This window comes from Candidatus Nanosynbacter lyticus (genome assembly GCF_000803625.1).
GTDB classification, from domain to species: Bacteria; Patescibacteriota; Saccharimonadia; order Saccharimonadales; family Saccharimonadaceae; genus Nanosynbacter; species Nanosynbacter lyticus.
On sequence record NZ_CP007496.1, the window covers coordinates 253,539 to 270,784 of the forward strand.

A 17,246-nucleotide genomic window follows, 5' to 3' on the forward strand; every position below is an offset into this window, starting at 1 on the left:
GTCTTTTTTATTTATGATTTATCATTGTCCATCTGCTTAACGACTTCAATGAGGTTGCGTGGCGTAATGTCGGCTTTAATCAGATAGCCATCGACGCGACCCATCACAGACTTGCGAGAAGACTCATCTTGCTCGAAATTAGTCATAATCAGCACCTTGCTATTTGGGATTAGATCGACATCATTATTACGGAGTGAATTTAAAATCTGATCACCGCGCTGCTCTGGCAGCATCAAGTCCAGAATAATTAGATCAAATTGCTGATTACGCGCTGCTACCAGCCCATCATTGCCGTCAACCACCCATGTTACATCATAGCCGGCTTTTTGCAGACTTCTGACATACATTTCGCCAATAAATCGGTCATCTTCTACGCATAAAATTGTCTTTATCATAATTCCTCCTAACCCTTGTACATGGCGTGATTTTTTATCCAGCCGCCGCCCTTTCGTATCAATTGATTATTTAATTGGCCGTCTTCTAGCAATTTATCTTTAACTGTGGCGTAAATTGGTAGGGTAAATGAGAAAACTGAGCCTTCATTCTCACGGGAGCGAGCAGTAATCGAACCGCCATGCGATTCTACGAAAGCCTTGCAAATGTAAAGGCCAATACCCGTGCCGGCTACAGCTTCACGTGATCGATGTGAGCGGTAAAACTTGTGGAATAGATTATTTACAACGTTAGCGGGCATTCCAATTCCGTTGTCAGCTACGGATATTTCTACGAAGTCACCCTTTTTCTCTGCCGAGACGGTCACGGATCCGCCCTCAAAACTATATTTAATAGCGTTATCAATTAGATTACCGATTACTTCCCCGATGCTGCCATGATCAGCAGCCACAGTCGGTAAATCTTCTGGAATATTGACACTAAGTAGGCGGTGCTGGGTCGAGGCACGTAGCTGCATATCGTCAGAGATTGAGGCGTAAATATTCGAAACGGTATCTTCCAGGAGGTAGACCTTCAGATGATGTCTATCAAATCGTGCTACATTAAGGATATTGTCGACGTAGCTTGATAGGCGGTTAGCAGACACCGTTAACCTTTCAAGCAGCTGTTGCTCGTCACCCTGCAGTCGCCCAGCAAATTCTTCAGTGATAATATCCAGATAGCCTCGAATAACAGTAATCGGACCACGAAGCTCATGGGCGGCAAATGATATGAAATTAAGGTCCTCTTCTTCTGGTAAATAATTGTCAGACTTATCGATGAGGAAAATAACAGTCTCTGCAACAGTGCCTTTTTCAAATGAGGCCACAACATCAAAAATGCGTGAATTTTGGATGATATCGGGGTTAGTGCTGATACGGCGCCAACGTCGTTCTGCTTTAATTTTTTCGTTAGAAATCTCGTGGAGCCAGTCGGAAATTGTTGGTTCGTTGATGAAGTCTAGCGCCAAAAAATCTTCGCCATTGGAGTTTCGAGAAATCGGCGCGGCGGAATTAGCAAAGATAATTTTTTGATTTTTATCAAGTATGATGACGCCGGTGCTGGTTTGGTTGAGGCCTTGAACGAGCGGAGTTTTTAGATTATCTGTAGATGTGGGCTTTTTTTCTGGTTGGTAGTCGCCATAAATTGCCTGAAGGGCGGTCTTAAATCCAGTTTTTTCGTAACGTTTGTCATTGGGTCGGGGTGGAGTATCGGTGGTTAGCTCGCCAATCTTATGAGACAAAGCGGCTAATATTTTATTAAGCGGAGCGGTGATAATTTTAACGATGGAAATTGAGGATATAATCTGTAAGATCGCTGTTATGAGGACGATAATCCAGAAGTTTAGATGAGAAATAGATAATCCTGTGAGATGAAGAGTAGTGGCTAGTCCTAGTATCACGCAGGCATTTGCTGACAATAATACGAGTATGACTTTTTGATAGTAATATTGTTTGTATTCTCTTAGGGTTTTGGATTTTGGGTCTATTGCCATGAAACGCCTCCCCTACCTGGAGTGAAGGCTGCGATCCAAGTCTGACCGCGATTCAAGGCAATATTCTTCCCGGATTCGTCAGTCAATTTCAGGGGTGAATTGATGTCTGCCTTTGACCAAGTTGCAGTAGTGACCATGCCGTTTTGGAAAATATAGGCTTTGCCGCTACCAGTGGTTTTGGCGTCCTCGTAGCCGTCGGAATTTTGAGCGCGAGCTTCGACGCCGACTTCTATGGCGACTACGACCTTTGGGGCAATTTGCCCGTCTTCACGATCAGTGTGTGGTGCGCCAGCCATACTCCTGACGTAAGAATTTGATTCTTTATGGTAAGTGTATGAGGTGTTGTAGGAGTATCCGCTGAGGTTTATAGCTATTTTTGTGGCATTTGGTGTCTCGGCTGGTTTTCCGTCCGTGCGGGTGAAGCTAGTGAATTCGGATTTGATGTATCCCTTAGCGCTGTTTAATTGGTCTATTCTTTCTCCTGATGTGTAGATGTTATGCGGCGCGTAACGGTCGCGGACTCGCCAGTAATAGCCGCCATTAAAGAATTGATCGATGTCGCGGTAGCTACCATTTCTGACCTGAGCTAGTGCATTAGGGCTGCCGCCAACGTGGGCGACCGAGGCTTGATACGATGCTGCCCAACTGAGGTAATATAGCCTCAGGCTTCTGACGGGCCCGATTAGCGCTGGCTTTTCTCCTTGATATAGGGCTATAAATCTAGTTATACCACCCTCTGCTACTGCCTCGTAAATCACACCAGCTTTTTTCAAGCCAGATTGTGGCCGAGCGGCCGGGCTGTTCTCTATCATCACTCCAGTAACGGGCTGCTTTGTGGCGTTTTCATCAGCTACTTCTATACCAGTTAGGGGTGAGTAAAACTTTTTTGGTGTAGCTTTTTTCTTTGGTATTTGTAAATCTGTACTGGCAGTCTGCTCATATTTTATGGAATAAATAGCAATTAGAAAAACTCCAGTAATAACTACCGCACTGGAAATTAGTGCAATTGCTAAAATGTGTTTTTTTGCCCACTCTTTTATCTGTTTCCGGCGGGATTCCTTTTTTCGTCCAGATTTATCTAATTTTTCTATATTCATGCTTATGCTTAGTATAGCATTTTCGGCGCATGAATAAACTATTTTTGTAGATAATTATCAATTCTTTGCAGAGTTTTTTCCTGGCCAATTAGCGCCAGCGTGTCGTTTAGTTGTGGGCTAAACTGCGCCCAGGTAGTCACGATTCGAACCAGACTAAAGAGAATACCGGGTTTTTGGCATGTCGTTTCCAGTAGTCCGTTTAGGCAATTTTGGATTGATTCTGGCGTCCAGTCGGTGATTTTAGCGAGTTCTTGACGTGCTACTCTTAAAAGGTTCTGCCGTTCTTCTTCGGCTAATTTTCGGAGTTGCTTATTGTCGTTAATCAATTCTTCGTCAATCTCGGGCTCGGTGAAGAAATAGTTGGTTAATTTTGGTAAATCTTGCAATGTTTTCAAACGGTCCTGCGCTAGAGCTAAAACTTGTTTTTTATACGATTCTTTAGCGTTGTTTGATTCTTCACCCCAGAAAGCTTCGCATCGATTATAAAGGTCGTCTAAGTCGAGTGAGCGAATCCATTGGCCGTTTAGCCAAATGAGCCGCTGCTCGTCAAACCGTGCGCCTGATTTTTGGACGCGGTCAAGTGAGAACTTTTCTATTAGTTCGGCTTTGCTGAAAATCTCTTGTTCAGTGCCGTCGTTCCAGCCGAGTTGCGCTAAGAAATTCAGCATCGCTTCTGGCAAAATTCCCTCTTTTTGGTACTCGGTGACACTTTTTGCGCCATCACGCTTGCCCAGCTTCTTATTGCCAGTTGGCGCCATGATGTGTGGCACGTGCGCCAGAATTGGCGGCTCGATTTTCAGGGCTTCATACAAAGATAAATATTTGGGCGTACTGGCAATATATTCTGAGCCGCGAATGACATGGGTAATTTTCATCTCAAAATCGTCAATGATATGAGCAAAGTTATATGTCGGCAGCCCGTCCGCCTTAATCAGGATAAAATCATCAAGCGCCTCTGGCCCAGCTGACAATTCACCCATGACGGCGTCTTGCCAAGAATATCGCTTAATCTCCGGAACCTTAAAACGGAGCGGCATACCCAGCTGCCATTCTGGTGGATTTTCTGGCCGATGGTCGCGGTATAAGAAAGCTCGCTTCTCGGCCTTGGCTTGGTCGCGGAAGGCTTGAACTTGTTCTGGTGTGTACGGATCGGCGTAAGCTAAGCCTTCATCAATCATTTTCTTAGCCCACTTGAGGTAAATTTCCCGTCGGTCTGTTTGATGATATGGTCCGAAATTGCCAACCTCTTCTGTACTATCGAGATTTGGTCCTTCATCCCAATCTAGCCCCAGCCAATTTAGAGTTTTTAGAATCAACTCCTCCGCTCCGTCGACAAATCTGGCTTGGTCGGTGTCTTCGATGCGTAGGATAAAATTACCCTGATGTTTCCGGGCGACAAGATAGGTGTATAGTGCAGTACGAACATTGCCGACGTGAATATAGCCAGTCGGACTTGGCGCAAAACGAGTTCTAGTATTCATGAATAAATTATATCACGTTAACTAATATGCTACAGACTGGTTGCAATTTTCTGGATTTGATCGTTAGAGAGATTAGCATCGCCGCTAATCTGGTATAAAATTCCGCCGTTCACCCAAGCGGCTTCTTTACCGCCGCTGTAAATTGTTAGCCCATCAATCATCGTAGTATTTGGTGATTTATATTTTTCGGAGAAGAATTCCTTGACGGCTGATGAGTTCCAGCTGCTTTTTTGTTGGGTTATAGTGTAAGCTGAGCTGCCGTCAGCATAGGCATAGCGCATGCTGACTTCGCCTGATTTGAATTTAATTGGACCGTTTAGTGCATAGCCGTCTGGTTTGTAACCTGGATATTTGGCGTCAATTCCTGACTGAATTGCCGCCATCCTTATGGAAATGTTTGGCATACTTAGATATGTCAAATAGCCGCCAAGTAGCATTACCGCAAGACCAACAGAAAAGGTATTCAACCAGCGTAGTGCGCTGCCTTTTTTCTGGCGTCGTCGAGCTTTTTTATTGCTAGTAATTTCATTTGATAAGGCTTTTTCGATAGCCTCATTTTTTAATTCTTTAGCGGTTTTTATGGCTGGCTTTTCGACTTTTTTCGGGGCAACTAGTGGATTATTATTGGTATCTAGCGGTCGACGCTCTTTTCGTAGTTTGCCATTAACGCTAAGATTTCTGTTTTGGGCACGACGAATGACAGGATGAGCTTCAGCTGGGCGATTAACGACAATTCTCTCTGGGGTTGGCTTGCTGACTGTTGGCGTAGCAAATTTCTTTACGGCAACATGTTGCTGTACAGAAGCACGGGTCTTCTGGGGTTTGGCAGCTAGTGCTGTACGTTGCGGCATCTTAACATGTCGACGATTTAAAGTACTCGATTTTTGAATGTGATTAGCATGGATGTTTGATACTGCGGTACCGCGGTTGTTGATTGGCTGCACTTTTTTTACTTCAGTTTTCTTTACATCAATGTCATCCATCACCATGCCAGTTATGGTGTTGTAGGCTCGCCCATTGATGACTACATAATTTTTACTCGTCATTAATCCCCCTAATGTTTATTCCTGTATATATAGTACAAATCGCCTACGGTTTTTTCAAGTATGCAAATATGTTATAATTTCCGTAATTATGTATCGACAAAGAAATCGTACTAAGGAACTCGCAAGGCGAGCCTTTGTGTACACGTTAATGACATTATCGCTTATTACTCTTCTGGTATTTTTAACTTTTAGAATGCTTGGCTATACATTTAATCCTAATACAAAAGAATTACAGCAAACGGGACTAGTCCAATACGAGTCTCATCCAAGCGGAGCGTTGGTCTATGTTGATGATATGGAGTTACGTAGGACCTCAACAAAGAGTACTGTGCTTCCAGGAAAGCATACATTTGCAATGAAGTTAAATGAATACGAGCCATGGCAGAAGACGCTGGATATTAAATCTGATACCGTAACCAATCTGAATTATGCCAGGCTTATTCCGATAAAACGCGAGACTACAGAGGTAAAAACGTTTGATTCGGTGCAGACCATCTCATTATCGCCGAACGGTGGTTTTTTGATGGGCTTTGGCACAAAGGATAAAACTCCATTCATGACTGTCGGTGATATCCGCGACACCAATAAGGGCAAAGAGAAATTTACGGAATATAATCTCAGTATAAGTATCTTGGCTGGCTATTCCCTGTCTGCTGATGGTCACGTATTTTCGGTGGCGGAATGGGACCGCGACTCGCGATACGTTTTAGTCAAGCACTCATATCCAGCAGAAAATAATGCCACGGGCGTGCAGTGGCTGGTTTTTGACAGAGAAAATCCGGAGAAGATTATCGACGTAACGACTATGACGGGCTTAAGCGTGAAGCAAATTAGTTTCGCAGGAACTGGCGCTCACTCGGTATATATTTTGCAGGAGAGCGGTGAGCTTCGTCGAGTTGATCTGGATAGCTCGACGATTTCTAGTCCAATTTTAACTGGCGTAGAATCATTTAAGCTATATGGCGACGACCGGCTATCTTACGTGTCGATTATTGACGGCAAAAAAGTCGCGGGTATTTGGAAGCGGGATTGGAAAGAGCCGTTCGTTATCGGTAAATTCACCACAGATAAGACGCCAATTATTCGGACCTCTCGCTATTTTAATAAAGACACTGTAGTTTTAGCGGTTGGTCAGGATATGACAATTTATAGAGGAAATATATCAGATTCTAAGGACCGACAGAAAGAATTTTTACAGACTGCAAAAAACATTAAGACTGAAAACGCAACGACAAGTATGACCCTGGATAATGCCGGGCGGTTTATAGTGGCACAAAAAGGTGCAGCGTTACAATCATACGATTTAGAGCGCAAAGAGTTGTCTCGGGTGTTTAATATTGGTGTTGCGCAAGAGGTGAAATGGCTTGATAATTTCTATATCCGTAGTGTATCGGCTAATGGAAAGATGGAGGTTCGTGAATTTGACGGCACTAACGCACATACTTTGCTGGACGTAAAAAGCGGCATGGATTCGGTTTTATCAGCTAACCAGCGTTATGTCTATGGAGTTACAGTTAACGCGTCTGGAAAATTTGTCCTGAATAAAATGAACATGGACAATGGCTCAATAGGATTATTTAACTAACAATTAGTTTACCTACCGAATAATCTCTCTATAAGTGTTGGCTCGGGTTTTCCTGGGATGGCAGATTTGTTATTCTGCGGCTGACTTGTGCTAGGTTCAGTTGTTGCGGTGGCTTTATTTGGGTCGGGGCTGATCTGTTCAGCGAAAATCAATAAGCGCTTCTCTGCCGTACCTAAAGGAACACAGCTAACTAGTGTCAACATTGGCTTATCTGTAGTTAGCTGAACCTTTGAGACTTCGTTTGGCATGACGACCTCGGTGGAGGTGATTTTATAAGTGTAGCGCTTACTGTTGTAATTCATATAGATGATGTCGCCCTTGACTAGTTTTTCATTCTGGGCAAACACAAACTTATAGTCGCCTGCAGCAAAGGCATCATTACTGGAGTGTGCAGCAAAAACCGCGTTGCCTACCTGGCCTGGCACGGCGCTGGCTCCAGGAATTGAGAAGTGGGCGACTCCTCGCCTCATGGCTTCTGACTGAGATTTTGTGTCGCTAGCAGCCCCATAAACCACTGGAGCATCAACATTGATTTTAGGAATAATAATCCGAGATTCAGAGCTAACCGTAACATCTGTGGACGCGTCAACAATAATATTCTGAGGATCAATTGCGCCAGGGGTGGTGTAGGCGGCTACTGCCCCAAAAATGATGCGATTATATTGTAAAAACATGAAGATTAGTAGTACTGACAGGCCAGCAATCGCCGGGATAAAATGGCGAGATTTTTTGACCTTCTTGGCGGAATCTCGAACTTTTTGTTGAATTTGACTACGAAGCTCTTTTATGGCGACCTTTTGTGGGTCTAGGGGCTCGTCGGCGTCTGAATTTGCATGCCTATTCTCCCTATTTAGCCTAGATATCTCACGGTTTTTTGCATTAATATTTTCAGCATAATAACGCTCGTAGTACATTTGGTAGTATTTTTGCCAAGCACTATGATACTGCTTCCATTGGTCGGCTGAAACTTGGGTGTGGATAGTCGAAGTTTTATTCTGGACTGGGCTTATTACGGTGTCTGATTTTTTTTCTGGCTGGTCTGTTGGTGTCTCCTGGGTGATTGGTGCTGTTCGCATAGCGTGGCCGGAGCTAGCTTTTTGGTCGGAATTTGATTGAACTTGAGGCGTCTGCTGCGAGCTAATATATTGAGGTCGAGTTTCATTGGTTGGATTGCCATTCGGTTTAGTTTGAGGTTGTGGCTGCTGGGGAGTGGCTTGATAATCTTCTGATCGAGCATAGATAGCGTCAAGCTGTCCACGAATAACATCAGCAGCGGCGCTCTGCGAAGCTGCTGGATCACGAGCTGGCGGCGCAAGAGGTCGGCGCTGATCTGATTGCGGCATGCCCACTCGACCGTTTGATTGATCATCCGTCGGATACATAACTTACCTTATTATACGGTAAATCAGCGGTAAATAAAAGTCGTGCTTGTGAGCGGGGGTCTATTATGTTACAATCGTACGGTAGTTTGAAGCGTTCTCTTGTGCCGCGGTGGCGGAATTGGTAGACGCGCTAGACTCAAAATCTGGTGAGCAATAGCTCGTGCCGGTTCAAGTCCGGCCCGCGGTACCAGAGATGGCTTCAGGCTTAATCGTCCAACTTTTGGGCGATTTTTTATGAAGAAATAGCAGTACTAATGGCTGCTAGCGGCGCTTTCGGCGACCAAATCAAGTAGCTAGCGGCGCGAGCGCCGACGGTTCCTCGCCAAATTGCCATTGGTGCGTCCCATTTTTGGGTGACGACTTCTCCGCTGTGAGCGATTATTAAATTGTCGGCATGAAAAACGCAAATTGTTACGGGATATGTAATGGTAAATTTGTGAAGTGTCTCAACAAGTTGCGCCAGCTGAATGCTAAAAGTAATCATCTTTGGGTAATAAATGGCGCGGAATATTTTCTGAACTTGCGCCAGACTTGCCACAAAAACCACGCGCGGATTATCTAAGATCTCCTGGAGGCCGTTCTGGACCAGGTCAATCGCATCTCTTGTTAATACTACTGGGATTTCTGACTTTTTTATCAATTCTTCATAGACAATTGACGTTTGGCTGTTGCGTCCAGCATCGCCGCAGAGTAGTAACACGTCCGCCCATTTTTCTAAGGCTAGAGCTTCACTTAGGGCTTCGTTGGATAGGCTGCCTGATTGGTTGGTTGGTGCAAATAATACGTCGGTCATTACAGCGGGAACGCTTTTTTTCAATATGTCAGGCAGTAATACGCGAGCTTCACCGACGCCGGCTTTAAGAGCTTCTTGATAACTTTCCGCGACCGCTAAAAATCCCAATTTATTGCCGCCAATAATCCCCAGCTTCCCTGCTTGATCGCGCCGCTCTGGCTTATTCCATTCAACATCAGGAAAAAGCGGTTTGCCTTGTTCTTGTCTGTGCCAAAATTTCATGTCCATTTACAAATCCACCTCAATACTCACCGGACAGTGATCGCTGCCCATTTGTTCGGGGTGAATTTGTGGATTAGTGACGTGATTTGCAATTTCACGTGATGCCAACCAATAGTCAATCCGCCAACCGACATTGCGTGCCCTAGCATTAGCCCAATGTGTCCACCAAGTATAAGCACCGGTTTTTTCGGGAAAAACTGCCCGGAACGTATCAATAAAGCCAGCGTCCAAATAATTCTGAAAGCCTTCGCGCTCTTCGTCGGTGAAGCCGTGTTTGCCAACATTAGGTTTGGGATTTGCTAAGTCAATTTCTTTATGCGCCACGTTCATATCTCCGCAGTATAGTACCGGCTTTGACAGTTCCAATTCCTGCAGATAAGCCAATACTGCCTTATCCCATTTTTCATGGCGTAAGCCCAGTCGACTCAAGTCTCCTTTGGAGTTTGGTGTGTAGCAAGTAACCACCCAAAAACTATCAAACTCAGCCGCGATAATCCGCCCTTCGTCAGCTGGATCGCCATATTTATCGCCAATTAAATTGAATCTTTCAATTATATTTTGCGGAAATCCATCATGCCAATTCAGCGGTGGGATTTTTGAGAAAATTGCCGTACCAGAATAGCCTTTTTTAGCGGCAGAGTAGAAATGCTCGTGATAATCTGGAAGGTCGATTTCAACTTGGTCTCGTGCAGCCTTGGTTTCTTGTAGACATAAAATATCCGGATTGTACTTATTGATGAATTGCGCAAATTCGCCCTTGTTGATGACTGCGCGAATACCGTTTACGTTCCAGGAGAATAGTTTCATATGATTATTATAGCGTGGTAATATAATTTAATGAATATACCGCTGGTGTATAGTAAGTTTTTAAGTGAGATTTCTAGTGGTTTTATGGATGTTGGGGATATAAAGACTGCTTACTATTTTCATCATAATAACTCAGATAAAACCATCCTGTTGATTCATGGCATTGGCGGAGACTTTCATGGAATGATTCCTCTGGCGTACTTCTTGAAAGATAGTGCGAATATTTTATTTGTTGACCTGCCCTCGCATGGCAATAGCCAATTGATTAAAAATACAGATGTTAGAAATATTGAAGATTGGGCGAAAGGCTTGATAGTGGCTTTTAGAAAAAAGAACTTACAAATTGATGTAGTGGTTACTCATTCATTGGGTTGTTTGGCGGCTCGTAAGGTGAATTGTTCCAATATTTGGTACGTCAACCCACCGATTAAGGCTTCAGTTGCAGTGAAGATTTCTTCCGCGATCTTGTATCATATTCGTTGGATAAATCAGTATGTTTATTTAAACTATTATTTTTCAGTATTGCGTGGTGTATGTTTGATGAGAGATAAACAAAAGAATACGATAAATCTAGTAAAATGGCTGACAAAAAATACCAACGTAACCTCACGACAATACCTGGAGCAAGCAGGAATAGCTCGAGATATTCCCATAAAAGAGAGGTCGGTTAATTCCGGGAAAGATTTTACGGGAATGATCGTGGGAAGATTTGATAAAATTACCCGCCCCGTCCGACCGTCTGGGCTGAGAATTGATAAATTTGTTGAGCTTGAGACTGGTCATTTGTCGGTTTTGGACAGTCCAGAATTAATAGCGAAACTAATATTGTCAGAATAAATTTTGCTATACTGTAGATATGAGTAAGAAGGCTGATAAGAAACTAATTGTTGATATGATTTCTGAAAGTGAGTTTACTGTTCAGGGTCACGGTGTGCATACGGCTTATAAAGAGATTACAGATGCACTGCGAAAAAGAAAAGATATTGATATTGAAGTAAACTCTAAGCGTCCATCTGACATTATTCATATTCAGACTATGGGACTTTACTCTTTTCGTCATTTGATAAGGAAAGGTGGAAAAAAAGTAGTCTCTGCTCATATTGTGCCGGATAGTTTTATTGGTTCAATTAAGGGCGCCAAATATTGGAAACCTCTGGGTAGGATGTGGTTGAAATTTTTCTACAAGAAAGCGGATTTGGTTTTGGCCTGCTCTGGTATGGTTGCCGATGAGCTTATAAACGACATGAATGTCCCTAAAACTAAGGTTCTTTACAATACAATCGATATGTCGAGGTATAGGCATTCGGCTGCAGAAAAGAAGCTAGCCAGAAAGAAGCTTGACCTTAAGGATAATGATTTTGTAGTGATGGGAAATGGTCAGGTCCAGCCGCGAAAACGCCTCGACATTCTGATAAAAGCAGCTAAAAAAATGCCAGATGTAAAGTTTTTCTGGGTAGGAGGCATTCCATTTAAGAATCTAGGAGCAGACTATCATGCTATGCAAAATATGATAAAAAGTGCTCCTGACAACCTTACGGTGACTGGTGTTATTCCTCTGGAGGCTGTTAAAGATTATTATGTAGCTGCCGACTTGTTTGTCCTTCCTGCTATGCAAGAAAACCATCCTATGTGTGTATTGGAGGCAGCAGGTGCTGGATTACCGATTATTTTACGAGATATTCCTCAGTACGATGATACGTTTAAGGGTGATGCCGTTATGGCAAAAACAGATGATGAGTTCTTGGATTTGATTGATTTACTTCGTAAAGATAAAAAGGCTTATAGTAAAGCGTGTCTTGGAGCTGGGAAAATTGCCAAAAGGTTTGACAGCAGTGCTGGTGCTGAACGGCTAGTCGAGTTTTATCGGTCTTTGATATAGATGGTATAATGAGAATATGAAGATAGGACTTTTTACGGATAGTTACCGGCCGTCTATTAATGGGATTGTTTATGTAGTCGAATCTCTGAAGCGTGAGCTGGAAGCTTTGGGGCATGAGGTTTACGTTTTTTGTCCGGCAAAGTCTATTAGTCCATCCAAGCAGGCGGAACTTCTGCATGAGGATGACAATAGTCGGATCGTTCGTTTTCGTTCTATTAAAGGAGCGTTTTTTGATGATTATGATACGTCGGTATTCTTCCCTCCTGTGGTGCAGCGTCAAATTGCCAATATGAATCTGGACGTTGTTCATATTTTTACGCCGTCGCAAATTGGATTGTTAGGTGTAAAAGTGGCGAAGAAAAATAATATTCCGCTTATTATTCAGCACTGTACTGATTTATATGAGTTTGTTGATCACTATCCGGCGGTTCTGCCAGGAGCACTGGCTTTGGCGGGAATTGTTTTTCCCTTATCGGTCAAGCTGAATGGTCAAGATTTGTTAGAGGTTGCTAAGCTTTATCGTCCGCGTAATGGCGTGACAAAATGGAATAAAGATATCATTGAGCGTGTTATTACTATTTTATATAGCAAGGCGGACGCGGTTATCGCATTGTCGCGTAAAAGCCGCGACCAGTTGCAATCTTGGCAAACGGAAGATTATGGATACGATATCACTTTAATGCCAAATGGTGTCAACGCCCTTCCGAAGCCAAAGTCTGAGCGGATAAAAGAGTTTCGAGAACAATGGGGTTTGAGGGAAAAAGATGAGGTATTTGGCTTCGTTGGGCGCTTGGGTGAGGAGAAAAACCTACCAATTCTTATCGAAGCATTCAACAAATTCATCGCCCCAGACAGGCCGAAGTCCAAGCTGCTATTTGTCGGTGATTTTGAATATCGTCAAAAATTGGAAGAGATGGCTGCTGAAACAGATTTTGTAGATAGGATTATATTTACTGGCGCTATGCCTCGTGAAGATTTGGGCGTGGCGTATGGTGTGATAAATGTATTTACCTTCCCTTCACTGAAGGACACGCAAGGTTGGGTTCTTCATGAAGCGGCTCATGCTGGTAAGCCGATTGTAATTATAGACAAAGAGGTTTCGGAGGTAGTTAAAGACGGTGTCAATGGTTATTTTGCAGAAAATACTCCAGAAAGTGTTGCCAAAAAGGTAATTTCAATTCTAAAGAGTCCGAAAAAGCAGGCAGAGTTTAGTGCTGAAAGTAAAAAGCTTGCCAGCAAATTTACTGAACGCAGTCAGGTCAAGAGGCTGGAGAAGCTTTATAAAAATTTGATTGAAATACGGGAAAATCAGTAGTAGATTTTATCTATTGGAGATTAGACGCCTGGCCTCTCTGTCTTGATCGCGGCGCTTGATAGTCTCGCGTTTATCGTAGGTTTTTTTACCTCTAGCTAGAGCAATAACCACTTTGATAAATTTTCCATTAGTCAATAATTTGGTCGGCACAATAGTCATGCCTTGCTTTTTGGCATCTGTAAAATGGGCAAGTTGTTTTTTGCTGACTAATAATTTTCGTGCCGAAGTATCGACTGATCGGGTGTTTGCTTCTCCGCGGACGTTTAGCCGTAACGAAAAACTAGCGTTATTTAGCCATAGCTCGTTATTTTTTAAACTGACGAAAGCGCCCTTCAACTGAACATGTCCTTCCCTGGCGGCGCGCACCTCCAGCCCAGTTAAAACCAGCCCAGCCACAATTTCTTCGCCCAACTCATAGTCAAACCGAGCTCGTCGGTTAATGACGGCTTGGGTGTTTGGTTTTTTCGTTTTTGGCTTTGGCATGGGTATATTATAGCAGGTTTAATGACCTGTAGAGATAGAAATTTATATTATGCCATAAGCATGTTAAAAATACAATATATAACCCTTGAAAAGAGTGTGTCATTTTTGTCATACTGGATGAATGCGTGGAGAAAAAATGTCTGGCCGCGAAGGCTTATTACTTAATGGCGAGCAAGATCAAGTTCCTCTTGGTGAAATTGTACAGCTATCTCAGATTCGTGGCGACAGAAATAGAGTAACGACCGCCCTGAAGGACAGTATCCTGCAGGAAGGGCTGCTCTATCCACCAATTGTAGCTAGCGTTACTCCTGCTTTACTGGAGGAGTATATCGGCTTTACAAATCGTACGTGGGGTGGTGATGCGAATTTCGATGACTTTGCTGACAGGCTGCGCCTAGATGGCAATTACTATCTTATGGTAGCTGGACACACCAGATGCGCGGCTGTCGAGGAGCTAATCAACGAAGGTGCGCTTCCTGCTGATATTGAAATGCCGGTTAAGGTAGTAAAAATGGGTTCAGTCATGGATATTGTCTCAGTTCAGCGGGCTGATAATCTACATAGTGCACCTCCGAAAGAGCGTGAAGCTATGGCTATCGTGGAGTTGTACGTTTGGGGTTTGGAGAATGGTAGTTGGAGTAATAAAAAAGAATTCCTCAATAGCCAGTCCAGTCAAAACATTAATATTACAAGAGGCACACTACGTGATGCTTTACATTACGCTAATCTGCCATCAAGAATTCGGAATTTCATTTTAGGCGGTGCAATTAAGTATTCCGTGGGGGTCGAGATGGGTGCTGGCGTCCCTATTATGCTGGACTTTTTTGCTTATAAAATGGGCTTTTCTGGGTTTGATGATTCGGCGATAAACGAAGAATCCAAAAGACAAATTGAGTTGGCTACTGAAGTCTTCTTGGATAGGCTGTGTATTGAAATAGTTAGTGGCAATCGGAGTACAGGAAAGAACAGAAGTATTTTGGAGTCTAGGGTTCTCATTAGGAATGAGCTTGAGAGAATGAAAGGTGTGATGGTGCCGGTGTCAGACGAGCCGCTATTTACCTTGCAGGAGCCGCCGTCGCAGATTATTGATGGTGAAATTAGAAATCTTCGTCGAGCGCTTAATGATATGACTGTAAGGCATGCCAGCGGTTTATTATCGGATATGATTAAGGGCCAAGAGGGGTTGCTGGGTAGCGATGAAGTGGATAGCTTATTAGAGAAACTTAAGTCCGCAGAAAACTATGAGTATCAGAGTTTGGGCGGAATAGCCTTATCTGCAAGTATCTAATACTTCTCCCCCCACCTTTGCTATAATAAGTCGGATGATAGCCGACATTCACATCACCGAAAAAAGTTTTGGCGACAAGACGTTGATGCGCGACGTCAAGTTTAGCGTGGATGATGGTGAGAAGGTTGGTGTGGTCGGCCGTAATGGCGTCGGTAAGTCGACATTGTTTGGCATCTTGGCGGGCACGGACACCGACTATACTGGTGAGGTGATTTTTCGGCGCGGCATCACCGTGGCCAGTACGGCGCAGGAGCATCATGGTTTGGGCGATCAGACGGTGCTGAGCTACATTTTGGCGGGGCTACCAGAATATGCGAGCTTAAAGAAAATTATTGATGAATATCCCGAGACCATGGGCGATAATATGCGTAAAATTGAGGAGTACACGCAGGCACTGGAGCGATTTGACCAGAAAGGGTTTTACCAGATCGAGGAGAAGATTGCCCGAGAGCTCGATAATTTTCAGCTGAGCGGGTGCGGCGAGCGGCCGCTTGGTTCCCTGTCGGGTGGTCAGAAGCGGCTGGTGGAGATTGTGAAGATTATGCATGCGGGGGCACATTTGGCGCTGATCGACGAGCCGACTAATCACATGGATTACGTTGCCAAGCAGCAGTTTATCGACTGGATGAGTTCGCAACCGCGCCAGGCCATGTTGATCATCACCCATGACCGCGATGTGTTAGGCCGGGTGGATCGAATTGTTGAACTTAAAGACGGCCAAGCGGTCAGCTACCGCGGTAATTATGACGCCTACCTCAAGCAAAACGCTCAGGCGACGGCGGCGGGCATGAATAATTTTGAGCAAGTCGAGAAGCGGATAACTAACCTCAAACAAAAAGTGCTGGATTATCAGCGGCTGAAGGAAAAGTCGCGTAACCCCGGCACCATCCAAAAGTTTAAGCGGCTGGAACATGAGGCGCGGGCCGAGCTGGCGGAATTATCAGAGATGGACAAGCCGACGTTTTGGATCGACAAGCAGTCGGCTGGGCAGCTTGATTATAAGTCGGCTGAGCGCTACGGCAAGTTCAAGGCGCGCAATATCCGGCTGTCGATGAAGGACGCGGCCAGTCGCAGTCAGCATGTGCTGGTGCGAGTTGAGGACGCGGCGGTTGGCGTTGGCGAAAGGATATTGTTTGAGGGGGTGAATATTGATCTGCGCGAGGGCGAGGCGGTGGAGCTGCGCGGCCGTAACGGCGCCGGCAAGACGACGCTGATTCGGATGTTGTTGGGGCAGCGGCGAGGTTCGGACTCCAGTCTCTCTGGCAAGTCGATGGTTTCGCGGACGGTGTTGCCGGACGCATTCGACTTGGAGGAGACGGCTGGAAGTCGAACCGCGGCAAGCGCTCCGCAGTCCTCCGCCAGAGCACACTCTTCGCTCAAATCTCCACCGGAGATTTTTCGCAAGCGTTCGGCTGAAACGTCCGCTACTCGCGAACGTTCCACAGTCTCTGGCGTAGAAGGTGTCGCACCTGCCGCTCCCATCCTTTACTCCGGCAACCTCTTCCTTGACCCGCAGGTGCGGGTGGGCGTGTATGAGCAAGAGATTGATGAGCGGTATTTGGCGGATCCGCTGCAGGCGTCGATTGAGAAGTTGTATCTCAGCCGCGACCTGCCGATTTCTGATACTAAGATTCGCCAACTACTGGCTGACTATTTGTTCACCGAAGCCGATCGGATGACGCCGCTGGCTCGCCTGTCGGGTGGCCAAAAAGCGCGCTTTCAGATTATCGCTATGCTAGCAAATGACCCGCAGCTGCTGATTTTGGATGAGCCGACCAACCATCTTGACCTGCCGAGCATCGAGGAGCTGGAGACGGCGCTGGCGAAATATTCTGGCGCTATCCTGTACGTTAGCCACGACAATTATTTCCGCCAAGAAATCGGCGGCGAGGTCGTGCAGATTGGCGCAGCATAAAAATCCCGCCACTGTTAGGCGGGATA

Annotated in this window: 15 protein-coding genes and 1 tRNA gene; 7 read left to right on the top strand and 9 right to left on the bottom strand. The window is 44.8% G+C overall.

Annotated elements, in window-relative coordinates:
* Positions 1 to 11 precede the first annotated feature (11 nt).
* The 5 genes from TM7x_RS01320 to TM7x_RS01340 are packed head-to-tail and all read right to left on the bottom strand — an operon-like array spanning position 12 to position 5,551.
* On the bottom strand, positions 12 to 395 hold the full coding sequence (locus TM7x_RS01320; RefSeq protein WP_230478856.1) for a response regulator transcription factor: 384 nt from the start codon (positions 393 to 395) through the stop codon (positions 12 to 14).
* Between the two features lie 8 nt (positions 396 to 403).
* Positions 404 to 1,927 (bottom strand): sensor histidine kinase, encoded by a 1,524-nt coding sequence (locus tag TM7x_RS01325; protein ID WP_082001331.1) that lies wholly within the window; start codon positions 1,925 to 1,927, stop codon positions 404 to 406.
* Positions 1,918 to 3,024 carry a DUF3048 domain-containing protein gene (locus TM7x_RS01330; protein ID WP_052198802.1) on the bottom strand — a complete coding sequence of 369 codons (1,107 nt, stop codon included), beginning with the start codon at positions 3,022 to 3,024 and terminating at the stop codon, positions 1,918 to 1,920. Before TM7x_RS01330 ends, TM7x_RS01325 begins: the two co-directional genes overlap by 10 nt.
* A 38-nt stretch (positions 3,025 to 3,062) precedes the next feature.
* A complete protein-coding gene (gene gltX / locus TM7x_RS01335; protein ID WP_039327169.1) occupies positions 3,063 to 4,505 on the bottom strand; it encodes a glutamate--tRNA ligase in 1,443 nt (480 codons plus the stop codon).
* Positions 4,506 to 4,534: 29 nt separating this feature from the next.
* A complete protein-coding gene (locus tag TM7x_RS01340; protein WP_039327172.1) occupies positions 4,535 to 5,551 on the bottom strand; it encodes a DUF4367 domain-containing protein in 1,017 nt (338 codons plus the stop codon).
* Between the two features lie 88 nt (positions 5,552 to 5,639).
* On the opposite strand from TM7x_RS01340, the gene TM7x_RS01345 reads away from it, so the two are divergent.
* A complete protein-coding gene (locus TM7x_RS01345) occupies positions 5,640 to 7,136 on the top strand; it encodes a PEGA domain-containing protein (RefSeq protein WP_039327173.1) in 1,497 nt (498 codons plus the stop codon).
* Positions 7,137 to 7,144: 8 nt separating this feature from the next.
* On the opposite strand, the gene TM7x_RS01350 is transcribed toward TM7x_RS01345, so the two are convergent.
* A complete protein-coding gene (locus TM7x_RS01350) occupies positions 7,145 to 8,518 on the bottom strand; it encodes a sortase (protein ID WP_039327175.1) in 1,374 nt (457 codons plus the stop codon).
* A 103-nt stretch (positions 8,519 to 8,621) separates the two neighbouring features.
* Between TM7x_RS01350 and TM7x_RS01355 the strand changes: the two genes are divergently transcribed.
* Positions 8,622 to 8,708 (top strand) — tRNA-Leu (locus TM7x_RS01355).
* 42 nt (positions 8,709 to 8,750) lie between these two features.
* Here the strand turns inward: TM7x_RS01355 and TM7x_RS01360 are convergent.
* Positions 8,751 to 9,533, bottom strand: coding sequence for a carbohydrate kinase family protein (locus TM7x_RS01360; protein WP_230478857.1), 783 nt, complete (start codon positions 9,531 to 9,533; stop codon positions 8,751 to 8,753).
* 6 nt (positions 9,534 to 9,539) lie between these two features.
* Positions 9,540 to 10,340, bottom strand: coding sequence for an exodeoxyribonuclease III (locus TM7x_RS01365; protein WP_039327178.1), 801 nt, complete (start codon positions 10,338 to 10,340; stop codon positions 9,540 to 9,542).
* Positions 10,341 to 10,370: 30 nt separating this feature from the next.
* Here TM7x_RS01365 and TM7x_RS01370 point away from each other — a divergent pair, with 30 nt between their 5' ends.
* From TM7x_RS01370 to TM7x_RS01380, 3 genes are read left to right on the top strand one after another with little or no spacing between them, the layout of a single operon-like run.
* Complete coding sequence (locus tag TM7x_RS01370) at positions 10,371 to 11,177, top strand: alpha/beta hydrolase (RefSeq protein ID WP_039327180.1); 807 nt, start codon at positions 10,371 to 10,373, stop codon at positions 11,175 to 11,177.
* A 19-nt stretch (positions 11,178 to 11,196) separates the two neighbouring features.
* Positions 11,197 to 12,219, top strand: coding sequence for a glycosyltransferase family 4 protein (locus TM7x_RS01375; RefSeq protein ID WP_039327182.1), 1,023 nt, complete (start codon positions 11,197 to 11,199; stop codon positions 12,217 to 12,219).
* A gap of 16 nt (positions 12,220 to 12,235) precedes the next feature.
* On the top strand, positions 12,236 to 13,534 hold the full coding sequence (locus TM7x_RS01380) for a glycosyltransferase (RefSeq protein WP_039327184.1): 1,299 nt from the start codon (positions 12,236 to 12,238) through the stop codon (positions 13,532 to 13,534).
* A gap of 6 nt (positions 13,535 to 13,540) precedes the next feature.
* On the opposite strand, the gene smpB is transcribed toward TM7x_RS01380, so the two are convergent.
* Positions 13,541 to 14,017 carry an SsrA-binding protein SmpB gene (gene smpB, locus TM7x_RS01385; protein WP_052198803.1) on the bottom strand — a complete coding sequence of 159 codons (477 nt, stop codon included), beginning with the start codon at positions 14,015 to 14,017 and terminating at the stop codon, positions 13,541 to 13,543.
* Between the two features lie 121 nt (positions 14,018 to 14,138).
* Between smpB and TM7x_RS01390 the strand changes: the two genes are divergently transcribed.
* Together TM7x_RS01390 and TM7x_RS01395 are read left to right on the top strand one after the other, a co-directional pair.
* A complete protein-coding gene (locus TM7x_RS01390; protein WP_039327186.1) occupies positions 14,139 to 15,305 on the top strand; it encodes a ParB N-terminal domain-containing protein in 1,167 nt (388 codons plus the stop codon).
* A gap of 34 nt (positions 15,306 to 15,339) precedes the next feature.
* Positions 15,340 to 17,220 (top strand): ATP-binding cassette domain-containing protein, encoded by a 1,881-nt coding sequence (locus TM7x_RS01395; protein WP_039327188.1) that lies wholly within the window; start codon positions 15,340 to 15,342, stop codon positions 17,218 to 17,220.
* Positions 17,221 to 17,246: the final 26 nt, after the last annotated feature.